Here is a 20,713-nt window from a genome sequence, read left to right as displayed (position 1 = left end):
CCATTGGTCTGGTGCCGTTGCGGATCACCCGCGATGGCCCCTTTGGCCGACACTTTGCGTGACCTTCTGGCGGCCGATGGCGACGCTGTTACGCTGGTTCTGACAGGTGCAATGGGCCAGGCCCATCCGATCGGAAAAAGAGACGCGCGCAGCTACATCGACGCGCAGCGCCCGGTGCTCTTGGTTTGGCTGGGTGGCACGCTTGATCTGGGGACGCTGCAGGCGGCGGCAGACGCAGGGCTGCCTGTCGTCATGGTAAATATGGACGACAGTGCGCTGTCACCGATCATGGGTTTCTGGTCGCGTGGCCGGGCCCGCGCAATTCTTGCGCGGACGCGGTACATGCTGACGGTCAACGAACATGCCGCTGCGGCCTTTCGTGCTGCGGGCGTGCCGCAGGCACGCCTGCGGGCCGGCGTTCGATTGGAAGAACCCGTTTCCGTCTTGCCCTACGATGAAGACGACCGGCGCGAAATTTCGGATGCTTTGAACAATCGCCCCGTCTGGCTGGCCACCAAGGTCACCATGGACATGGTCGACAGTCTGATCGCAGCGCAGCGGCATGCGACACGCCGCGCGCATCGGCTTTTGTTGGTGGTCGAAGCCGCGCAAGGGCTGGATGGCCAGATGCTGGTCAATGCGTTCAACGATCAACGGTTGCTGACGGATCGGTCCAGCCGGACGCGTATCCCGCAAGAAGCAAATCAGGTGCATGTTGCAGATTCTGACGGTGATCTGGGGCTTTGGCTGCGACTGGCATCTGTCACCTTTGCTGGTGGCACGTTCAGTAAGGTCAAAGCGCAGGACCCGTTCGAGATTGCGACACTGGGGTCGGGGCTGGTCCACGGTCCAGTCACAAATCCCTATGGCCTGCGCTATGCGCGGTTGGATGCCGCAGGTGCAGCGCGTCCGATTGCCGATTGGACCGTTCTGGGCAGAACGGTAGAAGATCTGCTGGCCCCCGATCGTGTCGCAAAGCTTGTCACCGCCGGGTGGGACGTTGCATCGCAGGGTGCGGAAGCCGCAGAAATTGTCGTGTCCCAGATCCGGGATGCCGTTGACGGGATCGTGGCCTGATGCGCCCGCCGTTGTTCTGGTCAAACCCGCCTGACGCACCCGGTTGGCAAGCGCGTGCACTGGCCCCGCTTGCGCACATCACACGCCGCATCACCGCCCGCCGTCTGACGCAACCGGGCTACAAGGCCAGCGTGCCCGTGATCTGTATCGGGAACATCAATGTCGGCGGAACGGGTAAGACACCCACGGTCATGGCGTTGGCCGGGCGACTGACGGACCGGGCCCAACGCCCGCACATTGTGTCGCGCGGATATGGCGGTTCGCTCACCGGGCCGATCCGGGTCGATGAGCTGACACATCGCGCGGATCAGGTCGGTGACGAACCGCTGCTGCTGTCGGCCTTTGCGCCCACGTGGGTCGCCAAGGATCGCGCAGCAGGTGTACAAGCGGCCGAAGCGGCCGGTGCCACCGTGATTGTGCTGGATGACGGGTTTCAAAGCCCAGCCGTTCACAAGGATATCAGCATCGTTGTGGTCGATGCGTCGCGCGGGTTCGGTAATGCCTGTGTGATGCCTGCTGGACCGTTGCGCGAACATGTGGCCACAGGGCTTGCCCGCGCTGATCTGTTGCTGGCAATCGGCGACGCGGCTGCGCAGGCCCGGTTCGCTGACGCGTGGCCTGCGCCACAGCTTTGCGGTGAACTGGTGCCGCTGGTCACGGGGATGCCATGGACCAGCCTGCGATTGCTGGCGTTCGCCGGGATTGGCCATCCGGAAAAATTTTTTGCAACCCTGCGCGCCATGGGCGCCGATGTGGTGCGCGCCGAACCGCTGGACGATCACCAGCCCTTGACGGATGCCCTGATGCTGCGCCTTGAAAAGGAAGCGGCGTTGCGGACGGCGCAGCTGGTCACTACGGAAAAGGACGCGGTGCGCCTGCCCGATGCATTCCGGTCCAAGGTGCTGACGCTGCCGGTGCGCTTGCATGTCGGTGACTGGGGCCCGCTGGACCGCGCGCTGGCCGATCTGGGGATTTAGCGCAGCAGTGACTGGTCCTGTCCCAGCGCTGGTGCGGGTTGTTCTGACAGGGATTCCGCGCCGGAAAAACGCACGGGATGACGCACGCCCGGAACGCCATCACGGTCGATCTGCAAGCCGCGCGCGATGATCTGCGGATCTGCGAAAACCTCTGCCATGTTGTTGATCGGGCCTGCGGGCACGCCATGGCTTTCGCAGCGTGCCAACAATGTCGCCTTGTCGATTTGCCCCAACGCGGGGCCCAGTCTATCGTTCAACGCTGTCAGATGTGCCAAACGGTCTGCGTTCGTCGCAAACCGGGGATCGGTCAAAAGATCCGGCAGGCCCAGCAGCGTGACAAGTTTTGCAAACTGACTGTCGTTGCCGACCGCGATCACGATATGCCCGTCGGCGCAGGCATAGACCTGATAGGGGGCAAGGTTGGGGTGGAAATTGCCGATCCGGGCGGGTGCCGTACCCGTGACCAGATAATTCATCGCCTGATTGGCCATCATCGCAACCGCGACATCCAGCAGGGCCACGTCGATCTGCTGACCCTGACCCGTCGTCGCACGCTGGTGCACCGCCGCCAGAATCGCCGTCGCGGCATACATCCCCGTGAACAGATCGACGACCGCGACGCCGACACGGTGCGGCTGACCATCGGGTGGGCCGGTCACGCTCATCAAGCCGGACATGCCCTGAATGATGTAATCGTAACCAGACCGGTTCGAATAGGGTCCGGTTTGGCCGAAACCGGTGATCGAGCAATAGATCAGACGGGGGAAATCGTTTTTCAGGCTGTCATAGTCCATGCCGTATTTGGCCAGTCCGCCGACGCGGAAATTTTCGATCACGATATCTGCGTCGGCCAAAAGACGACGCACCTGCGCGCGGCCCTGTTCCGTGCGAAAATCCGCGACGACGGATGCCTTGCCCCGATTCGTGCCGTGAAAATAGGCAGCAGACCGATCAGCCACCTTATCGACAAAGGGTGGACCCCAACGGCGGGTATCGTCGCCGTCGGGGGATTCCACCTTGATGACCGTGGCGCCCAGATCTGCGAGTGTCTGGCCGCACCACGGCCCGGCCAGAATACGCGCCAGTTCGACAACCTTCAGCCCGGCCAGTGGTTGCATCAAGCGTCCAGCTTGGCGTCTAGAATCGCCTGCAGATCGGCGTAAGACATATTGCCGTGTTGTTCGCCGTCGATGATGAACGACGGTGTTGACCGGATCGAATCTTCTGCCGCGTTCTGCTCGTACCACGCGACAAGGTTCTGCGCGGTTTCAGCGTCCTGCATGCAAGCGTCCAGCATTTCGTCGGTCAGGCCGGCTGTCTTGCCGATGGTGCGCAGCTCCTGCGCGATGGTTGCGGGATCGCCGGATGCGGTCCATGCGCGCTGCTTGTCATAGATTTCTTCGGTCAGGCCGAAAAAGCGCATTTCGCCGCCGCAACGTGCCATCATGGATGCCCACAGGCCGAACCGGTCGAAATAGACCTCGCGGTAGATGAAGCGCACCTTGCCGGTGTCGATGTAATCGGCCTTTAGCTGCGGCCAAACGGTTGCGTGGAAATTGGCGCAGTGCGGGCAGGTATAGGACGCGTATTCGATCATTTCGATCGGGGCGTCCGCGTCGCCCATCGTCATGTCTGTGATGGCCGACGGGTCCGCGTCCTGTGCGCTGGCCATGCCGACCAGCAGGTTGCCGTCCTGGCCGCCCGTGGTGAACGCGAAAGCGCCGATTGCGGCCAGCGATACGCCGCCAAGAAGAAGAGTTCTGCGGTTCATTGTGTCGGTCCTTTGGTCAGGTTTTCTGTTTCGTCAGGAAATTCGTTGTCAGCGCTTCCAGCGCGGCCCGCAATTTGTCATCGCCCACGCCGCTTGCGGCCTCTTTGGCCTTGGTGGCGATAGCAGGATCAGGCTTTGCCTCGGCCTTTGGTGCGGGTTGAAACATCGCGCGTCCGTCTGCAAACCCGGTAGGGGCTGTTTGCGTGATGCGGATGCGCGCGATGGCGCGGTAGCCGTAACAGGCGTTGACCCGTTCCAGCAATTGCGCCTTTTGCATATCCAGCATCGGCGCATTGGCCCCCGTCGTCAGCACCGTCAGGGTCGCCCCCATGCCGCCGCGGCTGTACGAGATATTCACCGGGCGTGCGATGGATGCGATGCTGTCACCCACGATTTCGGCCCAATGGGTCAGCAGCCGCGATTCGGCAAAACCACGGCCTTCGGTCGCCGTGCGGATACGCGTCTGCATCAGCGTGGCGGCCCGAGAAAAACCGCGAGTAGAGGATTGGCGCCTGGGCTGTTTCATAGTCATCTTTTAATCTAAGGCTGTTCCCGCGCCAAGTCAGCGCACAACGATCTGCCGACAGGTGAAGAATGCGTGAACGACCGTTACAGCTTTTGCAATGGTATGACCGGAATGCGCGGGCGATGCCGTGGCGCGTGCCGCCCGCCGACCGTCAAGCTGGCGTTCTGCCCGACCCCTATGGCGTCTGGCTGTCAGAAGTCATGTTGCAGCAGACCACAGTGGCCGCCGTGCGCGATTATTGGCGGGCTTTTACACAGCGCTGGCCGACGGTCGCAGATCTGGCGGCGGCAAAGGACGCCGACGTGATGGGCGCATGGGCGGGTCTTGGATATTATGCCCGTGCGCGCAACCTGCTGAAATGCGCACGTGTCGTCGTGGCGGATCATGGCGGTCGGTTTCCATCGAATCATGCAACCTTGCTGTCCCTGCCGGGAATCGGCCCCTATACAGCGGCGGCGGTCGCGGCGATTGCATTCGACAGGCCGGAAACGGTTCTGGACGGCAATGTTGAACGGGTCATGTCGCGGCTTTACGATGTGCATACACCCTTGCCCGGGGCCAAACCCGAACTGATGGCGCTTGCTGCGGCGCTGACCCCTGTTGAACGGCCCGGCGACTATGCCCAGGCGGTGATGGATCTGGGGGCGACGATTTGTACGCCCAAATCACCCGCCTGCGGGCTGTGCCCGTGGCGCGACGACTGCTGCGCCCGTTTGGCGGGGACAGCGGCGGAACTGCCGAAAAAGACCCCGAAAAAGGCGGTGCCGGTCCGGCGTGGCATCGCCTATGTCGCCCGGCGCGCGGATGGCGCGTGGTTGCTGGAAACGCGACCCGAGAAAGGATTGCTGGGCGGTATGCAGGGCTGGCCGGGATCGGATTGGTCAGATGACCCGCAACCTGCCGCACCCGTGGATGCCGACTGGCAGAAACTGGATGCCACGGCGCGGCACACGTTCACGCATTTCCATCTTGAACTGGTGATCATGACCGCCACGCTGCCGCAGAGCGCGGTTGCAGGTCGTGGTGCGTTTGTGCCGCATTGTGCGTTTCAACCCACGTCATTACCCACGGTGATGCGCAAGGTTTACGATTTGGCACAGGGGGCGTTGATTTGAATATTGCGTCTTCATATTCTGGACAAGAAACTGGATCATAAATCCCGCGATGACTGATACCGCACCACCGCCCCGCATTGCCCGTTTCAGCGCAGCGCTGCCGTTCTGGCTGTCGCTGTTGTTGATCCCGATTGCATGGGTGTCAGCGATTGCTGGTGGCTGGGCGGTCCTGCTTGTGCCGGTGTCGACGTGGTATCTGTTCGGGATCATCGACATATTCGCTGGCCTGAACGAAGCGAACGAAGATCCGCAAACACCCGACGATCAGCTGTGGTGGTACCGGTTGATCACGATAATCTGGGCACCGGTGCAAGCGGTATCGCTGTTTGCCATGATCGCCTATGCGACCCGTGCAGAACATCTGGGCGGTTGGGAATTGGTGGGCCTGTTCTTTGGGATGGGCGTCATCACCGGCACCATCGGCATCAATTATGCCCACGAACTGATGCACCAGAAACCAAAGATCGAACGGTGGATGGCCGACGTTTTGTTGGCGATGGCGCTGTATTCGCATTTCCGCAGCGAACATCTGTTAGTGCATCACCGCTATGTCGGAACGCCGCGCGATCCGGTGACGGCGCGCTATAACGAAGGGTTTCACCGCTATTTCCCCCGTGTCGTCGTGCAATGCGCGAAATCGGGTGTCGCCGCCGAATCCGCGATGCTGGCCCGCAAAGGGTTGCCGTGGCACCACCGCAGCAACCCGATCTGGCGCTATGCCGGGCTTCAACTGGGGTTCGTCATGCTGGCTTTGCTGGCGGGTGGATGGCTTGGGCTGGCGTTGTTCCTGCTGCAAGCGTTCATCGCGGTCTGGCATCTGGAACTGGTGAATTACATCGAACACTACGGGCTGACGCGCGAACATCTGGGCGACGGCAAATACGAACATACCAAACCGCACCACAGCTGGAATGCGGCGTTCAAGGCGTCGAACTGGCTGCTGATCAATCTGCAACGCCATTCCGATCACCACTATAAACCGGACCGGCGGTTTCCGCTGTTGCAGAACTACGATGCCGCGGATGCGCCGCAGTTGCCTTATGGTTATTCCGTCATGGGGATTGTCGCCATGACGCCGCCAGTCTGGCGGCGCATGATGAACCCGCGCGTGCGGGCGTGGCGCCGGCGGCATTACCCGCATATCGCGGACTGGACACCGTATAAAACGGCGTCCAATCCTTGGCCGCGCTAGGCGGGATCGGCCCCGACACGTACCAACTGTTTGCCGAAATTGCCGCCTGACAGCATGTCCAGAAACGCTTTTGGTGCATTTTCCAGCCCGTCGGCCACGTCTTCGCGGAATTTTACGGTGCCGTCTGCGACCATTGGCGCGACTTCGGACATAAAGTCGGGAAATTTGTCGTAGTGGTCAAAGATGATGAACCCTTCGACGAGCAGGCGGCGCGTCAGGATGTTGCGCCAGACAGCGGGCAGGGGCTGTGCATCGGCGATGCCCTGACCTGAATACCACGCTATCATTCCACACAGCGCGATACGGCCATGCGTGTTCATCCGTTGCAAGACGGCTTCCAAAGTCTTGCCGCCGACGCTTTCGAAATAGACGTCGACGCCGTCGGGGGCTTCGGTCTTGATCGCGTCTGACAGGCTTTTGGCGTCATGGGCGCGGTGATCAAGACAGGCATCGTATCCCAGCTCCTTGACCGCGAAATCGCATTTTTCCGCACCGCCAGCGACACCGATAACCCGCATATTGCGCGCCTTTGCCAACTGACCCACGACAGCCCCCACAGCACCGGTTGCGGCGGACACCACAATGGTTTCTCCGTCGCGGGCGCGTCCGATATGGTTCAGCCCGACCCATGCGGTGATGCCGGGCATGCCCAGCACGCCAAGCGCGGTCGAGATCGGCGCCTGTTCGGGATCAACCACCCGAATGCCATCCCCGTTGCTGATGGCATGGGTCGTCCAGCCGAACGGGCCGACAACGATCTGGCCCTTCTTGAAACCGCCGTGACGGCTTTCCATCACCTCTGCCACGGCGCCGCCTTCCATGACGCCGTCGATGTCGACGGGTTTGGCATAGGATTTGGCATCATCCATGCGGCCCCGCATGTATGGGTCCAGCGACAGCCAGATGACGCGGACCAGAAATTGCCCATCTGCGATCTGCGGAAGCTGGGTTTTTTCCGTTCTGAAGTTATCCGTCGTGGGCGCACCTTTGGGGCGGCTGGCAAGCAATATCTGTGTCGCTACGGTCATGATGATATCCTTTGGTTTTTACGACAGGTAGCATGTTGCGGTCAAAAAAAACCCCGACCTCGCGGAAAGCGAGAGCCGGGGCAAGGTAGTGCCTGCGCGGCTGCATCATTGTGCAGCCGTCGTCGCAAGGCACCGGCGGTAACTGTGAATGTCGTCAGGCGTTGGCGGCCATCTCGGCGCGGATCTGCTGGCGCAGCAGATCGATCGGCACCTTTTGTCCATCGCGGCGGAATTGCCAATACGTCCAGCCGTTGCAGCTGGGTGCGCCCTCAAGGAAAGCACCGACCTGATGGATCGACCCCTTGATATCGTCACCAATCAGCGTGCCGTCGGCGCGAACACGGGCCTTGTGGCGACCGTTCATCGACCACAACTCCTCTCCGGGGCGCAGCATGCCGCGTTCGACCAACACGCCAAAGGCGACGCGTGGCTCAGAGCGTTTTGATTGGGTGACTTCCAATGCCTCACGGTCGAATTTACGGATCTTGGCCAACCGTTTTTCGGCCACGACGCGGTAGCTGTCTTCGCGTTCGATCCCGATGTAGTCGCGGCCCAGCATCTTGGCGACCGCACCCGTGGTACCGGTGCCAAAGAACGGGTCCAGCACGACATCGCCGGGGTTTGTCGTGCCCAGCAGGACGCGGTGCAGCAGGCTTTCGGGCTTTTGTGTCGGATGCGCCTTGTTGCCGTCTTCGTCCTTGAGTCGTTCGTGACCGGTGCAGATCGGCAGCATCCAGTCGCTACGCATCTGCGTGCCCTCGTTCAGGGCCTTCAGTGCTTCGTAGTTGAACGTATATTTTGCGCCTTCGGACTTGGACGCCCAGATCAGTGTTTCATGCGCATTGGTCAGGCGCTTGCCGCGGAAATTCGGCATCGGATTTGCCTTGCGCCAGACCACGTCGTTCAGAATCCAGAACCCCTGATTCTGAAGCTCCGCTCCCATGCGAAAAACGTTGTGGTAGCTGCCGATGACCCAGATTGCGCCGTTTGGTTTCAGCAGGCGGCGTGCGGCCGTCAGCCAGTCACGGGTGAACCGATCATAGCGGGCAAAGCTGTCGAACTGATCCCAGTCGTTGTCGACTGCGTCGACTTTTGAATTGTCGGGCCGATGCAAATCGCCCCGCAACTGCAGGTTGTATGGCGGATCAGCAAAGATCAGATCGATGCTGCCAGCGGGCAAGGCGTTCATCCGCTGGATGCAATCCCCGTCCAAAATTTGATTAAGCGGTAGCGTTAAGGCCTTCTGGCCCTTTGTTTTTATTGTCATGCTCTGCCTCTGTCCCGGCCAGATTATTTCCGGCTCGTGAATTGAGAACAAGATGACCTGTCGGGCGTTTCAACCGCAACGACTAAAGTTGAGTATTGCTATGGGTTTTTTTCTTGCCACAAGATGTTGCGGATAGGGGCAAAGGCACGCCGATGATGTAGTGTGACACCGTTGCATTTGAGCCCCTCTTTATGTTCCGGCGTCGGATATCCGGCGTTTCGATCCCAGCCATAACCGGGATGCTGTTGCGCCAATCCCACCATCAAACGGTCGCGCCACACTTTGGCCATAATTGATGCCGCCGCGATGGACTGTGACCGGGCATCGCCCTTGACCAGCGCCATGGCAGGACACGGCAGATTGCGGGGCAACATGTTTCCGTCAATCAGCGCATAGTCCGGGCACACCGGCAGGGCGGCCAGCGCACGGATCATGGCAAGATGACTGGCCCGCAGGATATTGTGTTCCTCTATTTCCGACACCGTCGCCTGCGCGATCCCGACGAATGCCATCCGTTGGATTTCGTCGTATAGCGAATCGCGCTTGCGGGCCGTCAGACACTTGCTGTCGTTCAAACCCGCCGGGATGTGGTCAGGGTTCAGAATAACAGCCGCGGCAACCACGGGACCTGCGATCGGGCCACGCCCGACCTCGTCCACGCCGGCGATCTGCAGATAACCATGCGCGGCGGCAGATGTTTCAAAGCTAAAATCAGGGGTAGTCCGGGTCATGCGACACGATGGCCGACAGGCGACATAGGGTGCAAGCCCTAACGATAGCCTGCCGCCCGCAGGCATCCGGCATGATACAGGTCGATGACCCTGTTTTGATAAATCCCGCGTTGTTCGCATAATTTCGGCAACGGTGCCGTGACAGGAAGCCGGTCTTGCAGGCATGCGCTGTCATAATGTTCAGCCCCGCGGGCACAAACTGACGGCAGTGCTGTGCCTTGCCAATCATCACCAATGACCGCGCCCTTTTGGGTGACGACGGGTGGTTCATTTGAATCGCGCAGCCCGCCGCGTTCCGTCGCCGTGTCGTCATCATCGCTTGATAAAAGCTGCGTCAGAACAAGTGCGGCAACAACACCTACGGCGACGCGCGCCAGCGTTTTGTCCTGATCAAGTTCAGCGTGTGCCGCTTGTGGCAGCGCGAGTGTCAGTGCTGCGGCTATCGCAAGAAATATCTTTGGCATATGTCGACCTCTTGGATGAAGGGGGATGGCGTTCCCCCGTGCCCTGGCACCGATCGCCGGGCATCTTGCAAAACCAAACGCTGCGGCCCCGTGTCAGGCAATAACACGCTCTGGTGTTGGCCGGATCCCGGGGGTAGCATCGCAGGATATTGCATAACATCGTGACAAGAGGTGGGGTGGCGGCATGAAACATTTTATCTCTCTGCTTCTTGTCCTGTTTGTGACCGCCAATGCGGCGCAGGCCGCGTGCTTTGCCGACTACAAGGCAAAGCGTGACGGCCCCTTGCGCTTGCATTATGGGGTTGCCGAGATCGAAGGACCTTGCACCACGGAATCCGCTGCGGCCCAACTACGGCCAAAGCTTCAATCCGATGGCTGGGAACTGTTGACTGTGGTTGGCACCTTTGATGATTCGGGTCTGGACAGCAGAAAGGACAGCGCCGGTGAATATTTCCTCCGCTACTGAAGGGCGCGAGATCGGCAATCGAATCGTCATGGGTGGCATCATCGCCATCGTCGCGATCCTTGCGGGCGCGGCGGTTCTGCTGTTCGTGAACCTGCCGGACGCGAACGCGTTCAATGCGCGTGTTGAACAATTGTTCATTGAAAATGATACGCTGACCGGCAATGCCGAAATCAAGTTGCTGGAAATCATCGCACAATCCGGGACGGCGTTCAGCGATACGCTGTCGTCCTATCGTTTTGTGATCTTTGTCCTGTTGGTGTTTTCGACGGCCCTTTTGGTGGCGGCTATCGCTTTTCTGGTCATGCTGATCGGCCTGACGCGCCGGATGGGGCGGATCGAACGCAAGGGGATCGAGGTGAATTCCCTACTGATCAGCCGTGACCAAGGTTCTGTCTACCTGAACAACTTTGAATTCAAGCTGACCGAGGCCGCGATTGAAACCCTGTCGGTCCTGGCCGAAGCGCGGATGGACGACGAGGTGCTCTCAGGTGCCGAAATCGAAGGCGTGATTTCCGGTCGGGATGCTTCGGACTGTGAAGAGGCAGCAGGTGCAACGCGGATCAAGCGGCTGCGCGACACCCTGGGTAACCAGATGGTCAGTGAGCTGCTGGTCAAGAACATCGCCCGCAAGGGATACATGCTGGCGATCGACAAGGACGTCATCCGCATGGTCTGATGGTGACCCCGGCAGGGTTCGAACCTGCAACCTGCCCCTTAGGAGGGGGCTGCTCTATCCAGTTGAGCCACGGGGCCTTGTTCCTTCCTTGCCCCGGTTTGTGAATTTGGTCAACGGTAGGACTGTGGGCTTGGACAACCGCCTGTGGGCGCTGTAGGTAAAAGGCAGCTATACAGGATCTCGCCAGTGACTATTCCACCGCGCCGCCCGATGACATTGCGAGACGTATCAGAGGCGTCCGGCGTCAGTGAAATGACGGTCAGTCGGGTGTTGCGCAACAAGGGCGACGTCAGTGCTGCGACCCGTGCAAAGGTGCAGGAAGCTGCAAAGTTATTGGGCTATGTTCCGAACCGGATCGCCGGGTCGCTTGCATCAAGTCACGTAAACCTGATTGCAGTTATCATTCCCTCACTGAAAAACATGGTCTTTCCCGAAGTGCTTTCAGGGATTTCTGATGCTTTGGACGATACTGAACTGCAGCCTGTGTTCGGGGTGACAGGATATCGACCCGAAAAAGAAGAAAAGGTGCTGTTTGAAATGCTGTCCTGGCGGCCAGCGGGTGTGATTATTGCGGGGTTGGAACATTCGCATGCGTCGCGCGCGATGCTGGCGCAAGCGGGGGTGCCAGTGGTGGAGGTGATGGACACGGACGGTGACCCGATTGACGCCTGTGTCGGTATTTCACATCGGCGCGCCGGGCGTGAAATGGCCAAGGCAATCATTGACGCCGGTTATCGACGGATCGGATTTTTGGGCACGCAAATGCCGTTGGACCACCGGGCGCGCAAACGGTTCGAAGGATTCACGCGGACCATGGCGAAGGCCGGGATCGAAATCGAAGGCCAGGAATTCTATGCTGGTGGGTCAGCGCTGTTGAAAGGCCGCGAAATGACGAAAATGATCTTGGATCGGCACCCAAATCTGGACTTTCTTTACTATTCCAACGACATGATCGGGGCTGGCGGGCTGTTGTATCTGATGGAGCAGGGCATTGATGTGCCCGGCGAAATTGGGATGGCCGGTTTCAATGGTGTCGAATTGCTGGACGGTTTGCCCCGAAAACTTGCCACGATGGACGCCTGCCGCCGCGAAATCGGAGAGGCCGCAGCGAATATCATAAAGGCGCGGATTGCCGGGACCAGCGCTGGCAGGGAACGCATTAATATGACACCCCGTCTGGATCTGGGCCAAACCTTGATCCGGAATGGCGCGTTAAACACTGGCTTCAAAGATACGTAGGAAATCAGGAAGTTTGGACAGGGGGAGGGCCTTGTCGTAAAACCATCCCTGTGCCCGTGAACACCCCATGCTGACCAGACACGCCTGTTCTGCGGCGGTTTCCACCCCTTCTGCCAGAATGCAGATACCCAACCGCTGCGCCAGACTGATGATCGCCCCGGTCAATTCTTGCAGTTCTGGATCATGATCCACGTTCTGGACAAAGCTGCGATCAATCTTGATCTGCGACACCTTGAATTTGCGCAGCGTCGCAATCGCGGCATGACCAGTGCCAAAGTCGTCGAGTTCCATGACAAAGCCTGCCTGCACCAGCTTTTCAATGTTTGCGATGTAGTGCGACGTGCGTTCATCCAGCAAGGTGGATTCCAGTAATTCAAGCCTGATCCGATGCCGCGCGACATCGTGTCTGCGCAGTGTCGCCAAAAGGCGCGACAGCAGGCGCGTGTCGGCGACCTGATTGGCCGAAAGATTGACGCTGACTGTCAGGTCGGATCGACCGATGCTGTCCAGAAATGTCAGAGCACGGCAGGCACGGTCAAGAACCAGATCATCCAGGGTTTCCGTCAGGCCTGCACGTTGCGCGATTGCCAGGAAAGCACCGGCAGGCAGGATTCCCCGTTCAGGATGAACCCAGCGCAGCAACGCTTCGAACCCGATGCAGCGTTGCGCGATGGCATCGACCTGCGGTTGAAAGAATGCCTCAAATTCGTTGCATTCAACAGCGCGCTGCAAATCGCGTGTTAGGTCACCATCATTGACGGCCCGAACCTGCATCGTTGGTTGAAACAGCTGCACGGACCGACCCAATTGTTTGGCTTCTGCGAGCGCCATTTCCGCAGCGGCCAGGACCGATCCGTCACCGTCGCGGCAAGTGGCCGGGTCAAGCACGGCAATCCCGGCAGAAACACAGCATGCAATCTGTTGGCCATCAATCGACACGGGCCCGGACGTCCATTTGCAAAGTGTTTCTGCAAAATCCACGATGTCGACTGCGGCGATATCTATTTTTTTTGCCACGATGAATTCATTGCCGCCAACCCTTGCTGTCAGCCCATGCGGCCCGGCGGCGGCCCGCAACGTGTCGGCGATATGACGCAGCAGCCTGTCACCAATATCATAGCCATAAACGCTGTTGATCTGTTTGAAGCGTTCGACATCCAGATGGTAGACCGCCAGCCCCTGTTGCGGCGGTAGCGAATCCCCCCAGGCCAAAAGGTCGTTCAGCAGATTACGACGGTTGCGCAGCCCGGTCAGTTCATCGGTCAGCATCATGCGATGCAGTTTTTCCTGCTGATTCTTCAGGTCGGTGATATCCACACGCAGGCCAACGCGGCCGCCGTCGGACGTCATCCGTTCCTCGATCCGCAGCCAGCGTCCGTTGGACAGGCGCTGTTCGACGATGCTGTTGTTACGAGAATGATCGGCCAACCGCTCGTTCAGCCAATCGACTTCTCTGCCGATGGCATCCAGGTATTCGCCCTTATCAAGTCCGGCTTGCAGGATGTCGCGGAATCTGGTCCCCGGCACCATGCGATATGCGCTTTTGGCATATAGCGATTTGTAGGGTTCGTTGCAGATGACCATGCGATCGTGCTGGTCGTACAGAACGAACCCATCCGACAGCGCGTTTATCGCAGTCATCAGTTGCGCCTGTGCTTCATCTGCACGGGTCTGGGCCTGAACATGCGCGGTATGATCGCTGACCACCACCACAAACGTTGGGAGTCGATGGCCAAGGTATATGATCCGAACGCACAATGAACGCGCGTCACGACCATGCATTCGCAGCCGGGTTACACGTCCCGGTCGCCGCCGTTTGACAGCGGTCAGCAGACGGTTGACCCGATCTGTGGACATACTGGACAATACGTTATCCAGCCGCAATTTGCGAAGCTGTCGTAGGCGATAGCCGGTGTTTGCCAAAGCTGCCGGATTTGCAGCAATAATCCGGTGGGTTCTGCCATCGGCAACAATCACCCAAGACGGGCTCATACTATAGAGCGCGGTCAGTACGCCGCGTCGATCAAGTTGCTGCCGCGCTTCGAATTCAGCGTTCTGGTCTGGATCAAGTTTCATCGCAATCCCGGAGTGAGTCCGGTTTTGCTAACGCGCGGTCATGAAATAATCCTTAAATCCCAAGCCGCGAACAACACGATTCACGCTGAAGGACTGAAAATATCAGACGTCTGGTCGACGTTCGGTCATGCCTTGGCAGGTTCGACCCCAAAGGCCGCCGCTATGTCCGCAATCTGAAACGGCTTTTCCACAAGCTGAAATTCACTGATTTCCGCGATTTCGTCCCGGTTATAGCCCGAAGCAAAGACGACCTTTATGCCCTTTTCGGCCAGTTCCAGACCTAAATCGATACTGCGTTCGCCATTGCCAAGATTCAAGTCGAGCAGCGCATAGTCAAATTCATGGGCTGCACATTTGGCGCGCGCTGTCGTCAGGTTGTGCGCGACCTGCACATCGAATCCCAGATCGTTTTCCAGCCCGTCGGATACATCAAGTGCGACAATCACCTCGTCCTCTACATATAGAATTTTAGGACGTAAGGGTGTCGAAGACTGAGTCATGCGGGATCTCTATTAATGAATCTTTCGGAATGATGAAAACGCACCGCAAGCCGGTTTGTTCCCAGTAAAACTCCACCTGGCCGTCAAGGCTGCCTTCGATGGTGGATTTGATCAATTGGCTGCCGAAACCAGCGGTTTCGCTTTCTGCCGCAGAGGGGCCAAACCGTTCTTGCCAGTTGAAAATATAGTCGTCGGATTCGCCGTCGTCCTGACGCACCCATGACAGCGATACCTGTCCGTCTTCGACGGAAAAGCTGCCGTATTTCGCCGCATTCGTAGCCAGTTCGTGAATCGCCATTCCCAGTGACAGAGCGGCGCGCGCGTTGACGGTGATATCCGGGCCCTTTAGCTGGACACGTTCAGCACCGTAGACATCAACCAGTTCCGGTCGCAGCACGTCTTGAAGTTTGGCGGACGCCCAATTCGACTGCGTCAGCAGCTTGTGCGTTTGCGCCAGTGCCTGAATCCGCTGTGACAGCGCTGCGAAAATCTGCGCGTCGGCCGTTGCATCGCGCCGCGCGCGAGACACCAGCGCCAGCACGTTTGCCAGCATGTTTTTAACGCGGTGCTGCAACTCTTGCATGATACGGCGCAGTTCGAACTGCATTTGTACCATTTCAGTGGTGTCGCGTACGTTAATGCCAACACCGACAAGCTCGCCGTCCTGAAAGACAGGATACCAGTCTGTCTGAAACACCCGTTCATTGCCCGGTGATACTGGGAGGGCGCCCTGCATCTGGTAATTTTCGATCTTTTGTTGGGTCAGCAGTACCTCTTTTGCCAACGATCGGGCTTTTTCAGCCATCCCACCTGACATTTCGCCCAATGACGCACCGATCATGTCGTCGACCGGGACACCCAATATTTCGGACAAACGCGTGTTTGCGCGGACATAGCGCAGATTTGTATCCAAAAGCGCCATGGCTTGCGGGCTGGCAGAGTAGAGCTCTTCGATTTCTTCAAGCCTGTGGGCCGCGACTTTACGCGCCTGTTCGGTGTCTTCGGCCAGTTTGCGCAATTCTGTCACTTCAAACAGGGATACGACAACGCCGCCCCTAGAATGGCCACTTTGTGCATAGGGTACGAAGCGCGCGCGATAGCTTCTGTCGCGGCGCGTGTCGTATTCTTTTTCCAGCAGGCTTTGGCTTTCCATGACGCTTTGGCAATCCGCGACAAGGCTTTCCATGTCCAGATCTGACCCAATATCGTCGATGCGGCGACCGACATCGCTTTCCTGAAACCGGAAAACTTCGGTCGCTTCGGGCGTGTAGTTGCGCAGTCGCAGGTCCGGGTCCAGAAACACGGTGCCGATCTTTGTGCTGCGGATAAAATTCGCCAGATCGGTGTTGGCGTCGCGCACCTCGGTTATCTTGTTGTTCAGTTCGTCGTTCGTGGTTGTCAGCTCCTCGTTTGCGGACTGCAACTCTTCGTTCATCGACATCATTTCTTCGTTCGAGCTTTTCAGCTCTTCGTTCGAGGTTTCCAGTTCCTCGACCGTCGAACGGATCTGATCGCGCGCTTCGTCCAGATCGCCTTCCAGCTCTGTGATATAGCGTGCGGTCGCGTCTGAAACGCTTTCGGACGACGGCGATTGGCCCTGATCCGGTAACGCTTGATCCTGAAACAGCAACAGATCCTGCGCATTGGGCAATCGCTGCCGGGTGATCGTGATGTTGCGGGGAACGTCGTCCAGGGTGCCACGGAACGCATAGGTCGACGTTTCGCCGGTTTCCAGGTTCCGGTTCAACAAGCGCCGCAGGTATTTTTCCAACTCTGGGCGGATCAGCTTGAGCAGGTCGAGCTGCGGGCGGCCACCCTTGATTTTAAGAAATCCAGCAGCGGCATCAGATGCAAATTGCAGATCGCGCGCATTGCCCAGCACAAAATAGGCGGGCGCGATCAGGTCGATGACCTTATCGGAATGGATGTTGGCTTGCGCAACATCCCGGGCAGCCAAGGGCGTCGACTGTGGTGGCTGTGGTTCGTCGTGTTCGGCGCTGCCGCTGACCAGATCCAGACGCCGGGCCGGGCCGGGCAACCGGCGGTAGATCCTGTTCGTGCGTGACACGTCCTTGAACATATCTCCTGCGGAAATCGGGGATTCGGACGTGCCCAGCACCAGTATCCCGCCTTCGCGCAGGCCATAGTGGAACACGCGGATTGCTTTTTCCTGCAATACCTTATCAAAGTAAATCAAAACGTTACGGCAGGTCACCAAATCGATTTGGCTGAATGGCGGGTCCTTGATGATGCTTTGGTTGGAAAACCGGACCATCGCGCGCAGACGGTCGTTGACCGTGTAGCCATCGCTTCGCCACTTGAAATACTTATGCAGGTATTCGGTGGGAATCTCATCCGCAACGGTGTTCAGATATTGGCCACGCCGCGCCATTTCCAGCGCGTCCTCGTCGATGTCGGTGCCAAAGATCAGAACGCGCGGCCAGACATCAAGCCGCTCCATCGTTTCGGAAATCAGGATGGCGATGCTGTATGCTTCTTGGCCCGATGAACAGCCGGGCACCCAGATCCGCAATTCGTCGGCGTTGGTGCGACCTTCCAGTAATTCGGGAATGATGGTGTTGCTCAATTCTTCGAACACGGCATCGTCACGGAAAAAGCTGGTGACGTTGATCAGCACATCCTTGAACAGGCGCTTCACCTCTTCTGGATCATTGATTAGCACCTTCAGGTATTCGCCCGGTTCGATTTGCCCCAGTACGGACATGCGCACCGCAACCCTGCGCAGCAGGGTGCCGGGTTTGTAGCCCGCAAAATCGTGCCCCGTGCGGTATCGCACATGGCGCATGGCGCGGTCGATGAATTCTCGATCTGTCAGCGCGTCTTCCTGAATACCCCCGCGACAGTCAAAGTAGTCGTTTAGCACCGGGAACATTTCTGCGACCGGCAAAACGATGTCTGCAACCCCTGTTTCGATCGCGCTACGTGGCATGCCGTCGTATTTTGCTTCTGATACGGCCTGAACGAACACCAGCCCACCCGCAGCCTTTATCGCACGTGCGCCAAGACTGCCATCGCTGCCCGTCCCTGACAGAATGATCCCGACCGCCCGTTCGCCAGAGTGTTCCGCAAGCGACGTCAGAAAACAGTCGATCGGACGCCGTCGTCCACGCGGCAGGTGAAAATCTTCTGATTTGAGCTGCCCGTTCATGACAGTCAGCGACTGACCGGGTGCAATCAGATAAATATGGCTTGGCTTGATCTGCATGCCGTCCACGGCTTCGAAGACCGGTGTTTTTGTCCGCTTGGTCAAAAGTTCACCCAGCAGGCTGTCGTGATCTGGGTCCAGATGCTGCACAATGACAATGGCAAGGCTGTTGTCGAATGGCAGATAATCCAGGAACTTTTGCAATGCTTCCAGCCCGCCTGCGGACGCACCGATCCCAACGATCACGGGGGTGTCAGCAGATGTCAGCGGAAATTCGAACGTATCATTCATTGTCTAATCCGGCCCTGTTGTCGTTGGACCCCAAAATGCATAAGCGCAAAGTTCTACTGGTAGGAGCTCGCATGCCAATCCTCAATATTCCCGAAGTCGCGAAACGCCTTGATCATTTAAGCGTCGCTCTGACGATTGCTGATCCGCAGCGCGAAGACTCTTCCTTGATCTATGCCAATCAGTCATTTTTCAATCTCACCGGCTATGAATGTCACGAAGTTTTAAACCGCAACTGCCGATTTCTGCAGGGCAATCTGGAAAACGCTGCGGCACGAAGCGTGATCCGGGACGCCATCGTCAAGGGCAAGCCTGCACAGGCGACATTTGACAACCTGCGCAAGGATGGGTCGCCCCTGACGACACTTTTGCTGATTGAGCCGCTGCACGACCGCGATGGCAAACTTGTGTATGTGGTCGGGTCGCAGTTCGAGCTGCACAAACGTGTCCAAGAGCATGATGTCAAACAACATTCAGATCGGGTCATCGACGGTATCAGTGGTTTGCTGGCGTTGAACGCAAACCTGCGCGCCACAACACAGCGTTCGCTGGCACGGTCTGCCACGGCGACGGTACGGCTGTGGCTGGAAACCTAGATCTTATAATTCGGCAGCGACGCAAACGCTTCTTTCAAGGCGATGGACCACCCTTCCGAGATCTTCAGATACAGCTTGTCATCGACTTCGACCCGTTTGCGGTGCTTCACCGTAAAACTATCTGACTCATAGCACAGGATATCGAAGGGCAGGCCGACGGACAGGTTCGATTTGACCGTCGAGTCAAAACTGACCATCAACAGTTTCACGGAATCTTCGAACGTCATGTCGGCGTCGTAGCCACGCACCAGAATGGGTTTGCCGTATTTCGTTTCACCAATCTGGAAGAACGGCGTTTCTGTCGTGACTTCGACAAAGTTGCCTTCGGGATAGACCATGAACATCGTTGGTTCACCGCCCTTGATCTGGCCACCCACGATCACGGTCGCGCGAAACTTTTCTTCCGTTCCGGTCACAGAGGCGTTCGAATAGGATATCACCTCTTTCAGGGTGGCGCCGACCAATCGCGCAACCTGAAACATTGTCGGTTCGCGCAGGATCGACGGATCGCGGTCGGCTGCGGTTTTCGACCGCTCATCCAGCAAAGAGATCAGCGATTGAGTTGTCGCAAGATTGCCTGCAGTCATCAGGGTGATCAGGCGTTCGCCTTCGGTTTCCCAAGTGAACAGTTTTCGGGTGGATGAAAAGTTGTCAACGCCCGCATTGGTGCGCGTGTCGGACATGAAAACAAGGCCGTGGTTCAGACGCAGGCCAACGCAGTAAGTCATCTTGTAAGGTCCAGATAGGGTGTGGCGCCTGTTCTACTGCTGCACTTGCAAAGTAACAATCAGCGATTCGTCACCGGCACCAACGCGCATGCCGCGCACGGGCGATGCGTCGCGCGCATCGCGTCCGACTGCAAGACGGGCATATCGGTCGTCTGGGCTGATACGGTTGCTGACGTCGAACCCGACCCAGCCCAGATCAGGTAGATGAACCTCTGCCCAAGCGTGGCTGGCGGTCTGGTCTTCGGTCTGGTCCAATTTGAGATAGCCGGAAACATAGCGTGCCGGCATACCCGCCGCGCGCGCCACGGCGATCAGGATATGGGCGTGATCCTGACAGACGCCATACGCGCCGGTCAGGGCTTCCTGCGCGGTCGTGTTGGAATAGGTCCTGCCGGTTTCATAGGGCACCGCATCCAGAATGGCCGTGCTGATGGTGTGCAGCGCCGAGATCGACTGATCGGTCTTCAGTGTGTTTGCCAACGCACGGATTTCGTCGCCTGCTTCCGTTGCTGGTGTCGCTGAAATGAAATGCCATAGTGGCGCTGTGCCATAGACCGGACCCAGCACCCCGGCCGTATCGTGGGTTTCCACGATACCGCGCGCAGTCACCGACAATTCAGTCGTGCCACGGGTTACGTTAACCAGATCAGTCTTGTTGCCATAGTGATCGTCATAACTCAGCTCAAGCTGGCCGCCTTCGACGGTAATCTCCCACTCTTTGACGCGCTGCATCCGATTGTCCTGCGGACGCAGGTGCAATCGTTGCAGTGCATAAAGCACAGGTTTGTCATAGGTGTAGCGGGTGGTATGCGAAATATGCAGGTCCAAGG

The 20,713-nt window shown here is 58.4% G+C and carries 20 protein-coding genes and 1 tRNA gene; 8 read left to right on the top strand and 13 right to left on the bottom strand.

The annotated features are described in order from the left end of the window. Positions 1 to 33: 33 nt before the first annotated feature. Both GZH79_RS08225 and lpxK read left to right on the top strand, forming a co-directional pair. Positions 34 to 1,077, top strand: a complete 1,044-nt coding sequence (locus GZH79_RS08225) for a hypothetical protein (RefSeq protein WP_211643300.1) — start codon at positions 34 to 36, stop codon at positions 1,075 to 1,077. Next, positions 1,077 to 2,054 carry a tetraacyldisaccharide 4'-kinase gene (gene lpxK, locus GZH79_RS08220; protein ID WP_211643299.1) on the top strand — a complete coding sequence of 326 codons (978 nt, stop codon included), beginning with the start codon at positions 1,077 to 1,079 and terminating at the stop codon, positions 2,052 to 2,054. Before GZH79_RS08225 ends, lpxK begins: the two co-directional genes overlap by 1 nt. Here lpxK and GZH79_RS08215 read toward each other — a convergent pair. The 3 genes from GZH79_RS08215 to GZH79_RS08205 are packed head-to-tail and all read right to left on the bottom strand — an operon-like array spanning position 2,051 to position 4,351. Next, a complete protein-coding gene (locus GZH79_RS08215; protein WP_211643298.1) occupies positions 2,051 to 3,175 on the bottom strand; it encodes a CaiB/BaiF CoA-transferase family protein in 1,125 nt (374 codons plus the stop codon). The genes lpxK and GZH79_RS08215 overlap by 4 nt on opposite strands. Continuing rightward, complete coding sequence (locus GZH79_RS08210; RefSeq protein WP_211643297.1) at positions 3,172 to 3,825, bottom strand: DsbA family protein; 654 nt, start codon at positions 3,823 to 3,825, stop codon at positions 3,172 to 3,174. The genes GZH79_RS08215 and GZH79_RS08210 overlap by 4 nt, the downstream gene beginning before the upstream one ends. 16 nt (positions 3,826 to 3,841) lie before the next feature. Further along, positions 3,842 to 4,351: a DUF721 domain-containing protein gene (locus tag GZH79_RS08205; protein WP_211643296.1), complete on the bottom strand. Its 510-nt coding sequence runs from the start codon at positions 4,349 to 4,351 to the stop codon at positions 3,842 to 3,844. Between the two features lie 68 nt (positions 4,352 to 4,419). Between GZH79_RS08205 and mutY the strand changes: the two genes are divergently transcribed. After that, complete coding sequence (gene mutY / locus GZH79_RS08200) at positions 4,420 to 5,466, top strand: A/G-specific adenine glycosylase (RefSeq protein ID WP_211643295.1); 1,047 nt, start codon at positions 4,420 to 4,422, stop codon at positions 5,464 to 5,466. Between the two features lie 49 nt (positions 5,467 to 5,515). Beyond that, complete coding sequence (locus GZH79_RS08195) at positions 5,516 to 6,658, top strand: alkane 1-monooxygenase (protein WP_211643294.1); 1,143 nt, start codon at positions 5,516 to 5,518, stop codon at positions 6,656 to 6,658. On the opposite strand, the gene GZH79_RS08190 is transcribed toward GZH79_RS08195, so the two are convergent. The 4 genes from GZH79_RS08190 to GZH79_RS08175 form a co-directional block, all read right to left on the bottom strand. Then, the gene (locus tag GZH79_RS08190; RefSeq protein WP_211643293.1) at positions 6,655 to 7,686 is read right to left on the bottom strand and encodes an NADP-dependent oxidoreductase; all 1,032 of its coding nucleotides are present in this window, start codon (positions 7,684 to 7,686) and stop codon (positions 6,655 to 6,657) included. The genes GZH79_RS08195 and GZH79_RS08190 overlap by 4 nt on opposite strands. A 154-nt stretch (positions 7,687 to 7,840) precedes the next feature. After that, entirely contained in the window at positions 7,841 to 8,953 is a 1,113-nt protein-coding gene (locus GZH79_RS08185; RefSeq protein ID WP_211643292.1) for a site-specific DNA-methyltransferase, read from the bottom strand. A gap of 98 nt (positions 8,954 to 9,051) precedes the next feature. Next, positions 9,052 to 9,684: a ribonuclease HII gene (locus GZH79_RS08180; RefSeq protein WP_211643291.1), complete on the bottom strand. Its 633-nt coding sequence runs from the start codon at positions 9,682 to 9,684 to the stop codon at positions 9,052 to 9,054. Positions 9,685 to 9,722: 38 nt separating this feature from the next. Beyond that, positions 9,723 to 10,148, bottom strand: coding sequence for a hypothetical protein (locus GZH79_RS08175; RefSeq protein ID WP_211643290.1), 426 nt, complete (start codon positions 10,146 to 10,148; stop codon positions 9,723 to 9,725). 184 nt (positions 10,149 to 10,332) lie between these two features. Between GZH79_RS08175 and GZH79_RS08170 the strand changes: the two genes are divergently transcribed. Both GZH79_RS08170 and GZH79_RS08165 read left to right on the top strand, forming a co-directional pair. Next, a complete protein-coding gene (locus GZH79_RS08170; RefSeq protein WP_211643289.1) occupies positions 10,333 to 10,614 on the top strand; it encodes a hypothetical protein in 282 nt (93 codons plus the stop codon). A 28-nt stretch (positions 10,615 to 10,642) separates the two neighbouring features. Further along, complete coding sequence (locus tag GZH79_RS08165) at positions 10,643 to 11,290, top strand: hypothetical protein (protein WP_211643492.1); 648 nt, start codon at positions 10,643 to 10,645, stop codon at positions 11,288 to 11,290. Here GZH79_RS08165 and GZH79_RS08160 read toward each other — a convergent pair. Further along, positions 11,291 to 11,367: transfer RNA gene (locus tag GZH79_RS08160), tRNA-Arg, on the bottom strand. It lies immediately after the preceding gene. A gap of 133 nt (positions 11,368 to 11,500) precedes the next feature. Between GZH79_RS08160 and GZH79_RS08155 the strand changes: the two genes are divergently transcribed. After that, complete coding sequence (locus tag GZH79_RS08155) at positions 11,501 to 12,529, top strand: LacI family DNA-binding transcriptional regulator (RefSeq protein WP_211643491.1); 1,029 nt, start codon at positions 11,501 to 11,503, stop codon at positions 12,527 to 12,529. On the opposite strand, the gene GZH79_RS08150 is transcribed toward GZH79_RS08155, so the two are convergent. The 3 genes from GZH79_RS08150 to GZH79_RS08140 form a co-directional block, all read right to left on the bottom strand. Beyond that, positions 12,503 to 14,170 carry an EAL domain-containing protein gene (locus GZH79_RS08150; protein ID WP_211643288.1) on the bottom strand — a complete coding sequence of 556 codons (1,668 nt, stop codon included), beginning with the start codon at positions 14,168 to 14,170 and terminating at the stop codon, positions 12,503 to 12,505. The genes GZH79_RS08155 and GZH79_RS08150 overlap by 27 nt on opposite strands. A gap of 560 nt (positions 14,171 to 14,730) precedes the next feature. Beyond that, positions 14,731 to 15,105: a response regulator gene (locus GZH79_RS08145; RefSeq protein WP_211643287.1), complete on the bottom strand. Its 375-nt coding sequence runs from the start codon at positions 15,103 to 15,105 to the stop codon at positions 14,731 to 14,733. Beyond that, complete coding sequence (locus GZH79_RS08140; protein WP_211643286.1) at positions 15,074 to 18,562, bottom strand: chemotaxis protein CheB; 3,489 nt, start codon at positions 18,560 to 18,562, stop codon at positions 15,074 to 15,076. Before GZH79_RS08140 ends, GZH79_RS08145 begins: the two co-directional genes overlap by 32 nt. Here GZH79_RS08140 and GZH79_RS08135 point away from each other — a divergent pair. After that, on the top strand, positions 18,532 to 19,155 hold the full coding sequence (locus GZH79_RS08135) for a PAS domain-containing protein (protein ID WP_211643285.1): 624 nt from the start codon (positions 18,532 to 18,534) through the stop codon (positions 19,153 to 19,155). The two genes, GZH79_RS08140 and GZH79_RS08135, sit on opposite strands and share 31 nt — an antisense overlap. Here the strand turns inward: GZH79_RS08135 and GZH79_RS08130 are convergent. Further along, positions 19,152 to 19,883, bottom strand: a complete 732-nt coding sequence (locus tag GZH79_RS08130) for a peptidase (protein WP_211643284.1) — start codon at positions 19,881 to 19,883, stop codon at positions 19,152 to 19,154. The genes GZH79_RS08135 and GZH79_RS08130 overlap by 4 nt on opposite strands. 33 nt (positions 19,884 to 19,916) lie before the next feature. Next, positions 19,917 to 20,711: a transglutaminase family protein gene (locus GZH79_RS08125; protein ID WP_211643283.1), complete on the bottom strand. Its 795-nt coding sequence runs from the start codon at positions 20,709 to 20,711 to the stop codon at positions 19,917 to 19,919. Positions 20,712 to 20,713: the final 2 nt, after the last annotated feature.

It is taken from the genome of Loktanella sp. SALINAS62, from assembly GCF_018263905.1.
Taxonomy (GTDB): Bacteria; Pseudomonadota; Alphaproteobacteria; order Rhodobacterales; family Rhodobacteraceae; genus Loktanella.
The sequence above is the reverse complement of the archived record's forward strand: the minus strand, read 5'-3'. Positions and strand labels throughout refer to the sequence as shown.

Excerpts from the sequence above, each read along its gene's own strand:
- GZH79_RS08225 (WP_211643300.1), top strand. The coding sequence starts at position 34 with ATGGCCCCTTTGGCCGACACTTTGCGTGACCTTCTGGCGGCCGATGGC.
- lpxK (WP_211643299.1), top strand. The coding sequence starts at position 1,077 with ATGCGCCCGCCGTTGTTCTGGTCAAACCCGCCTGACGCACCCGGTTGG.
- GZH79_RS08210 (WP_211643297.1), bottom strand. The coding sequence starts at position 3,825 with ATGAACCGCAGAACTCTTCTTCTTGGCGGCGTATCGCTGGCCGCAATC.
- GZH79_RS08205 (WP_211643296.1), bottom strand. The coding sequence starts at position 4,351 with ATGAAACAGCCCAGGCGCCAATCCTCTACTCGCGGTTTTTCTCGGGCC.
- mutY (WP_211643295.1), top strand. The coding sequence starts at position 4,420 with ATGCGTGAACGACCGTTACAGCTTTTGCAATGGTATGACCGGAATGCG.
- GZH79_RS08195 (WP_211643294.1), top strand. The coding sequence starts at position 5,516 with ATGACTGATACCGCACCACCGCCCCGCATTGCCCGTTTCAGCGCAGCG.
- GZH79_RS08190 (WP_211643293.1), bottom strand. The coding sequence starts at position 7,686 with ATGACCGTAGCGACACAGATATTGCTTGCCAGCCGCCCCAAAGGTGCG.
- GZH79_RS08185 (WP_211643292.1), bottom strand. The coding sequence starts at position 8,953 with ATGACAATAAAAACAAAGGGCCAGAAGGCCTTAACGCTACCGCTTAAT.
- GZH79_RS08180 (WP_211643291.1), bottom strand. The coding sequence starts at position 9,684 with ATGACCCGGACTACCCCTGATTTTAGCTTTGAAACATCTGCCGCCGCG.
- GZH79_RS08175 (WP_211643290.1), bottom strand. The coding sequence starts at position 10,148 with ATGCCAAAGATATTTCTTGCGATAGCCGCAGCACTGACACTCGCGCTG.
- GZH79_RS08170 (WP_211643289.1), top strand. The coding sequence starts at position 10,333 with ATGAAACATTTTATCTCTCTGCTTCTTGTCCTGTTTGTGACCGCCAAT.
- GZH79_RS08165 (WP_211643492.1), top strand. The coding sequence starts at position 10,643 with ATGGGTGGCATCATCGCCATCGTCGCGATCCTTGCGGGCGCGGCGGTT.
- GZH79_RS08155 (WP_211643491.1), top strand. The coding sequence starts at position 11,501 with ATGACATTGCGAGACGTATCAGAGGCGTCCGGCGTCAGTGAAATGACG.
- GZH79_RS08150 (WP_211643288.1), bottom strand. The coding sequence starts at position 14,170 with ATGACTGCGATAAACGCGCTGTCGGATGGGTTCGTTCTGTACGACCAG.
- GZH79_RS08145 (WP_211643287.1), bottom strand. The coding sequence starts at position 15,105 with ATGACTCAGTCTTCGACACCCTTACGTCCTAAAATTCTATATGTAGAG.
- GZH79_RS08135 (WP_211643285.1), top strand. The coding sequence starts at position 18,532 with ATGTCAGCGGAAATTCGAACGTATCATTCATTGTCTAATCCGGCCCTG.
- GZH79_RS08140 (WP_211643286.1), bottom strand. The coding sequence starts at position 18,562 with ATGAATGATACGTTCGAATTTCCGCTGACATCTGCTGACACCCCCGTG.
- GZH79_RS08130 (WP_211643284.1), bottom strand. The coding sequence starts at position 19,883 with ATGACTTACTGCGTTGGCCTGCGTCTGAACCACGGCCTTGTTTTCATG.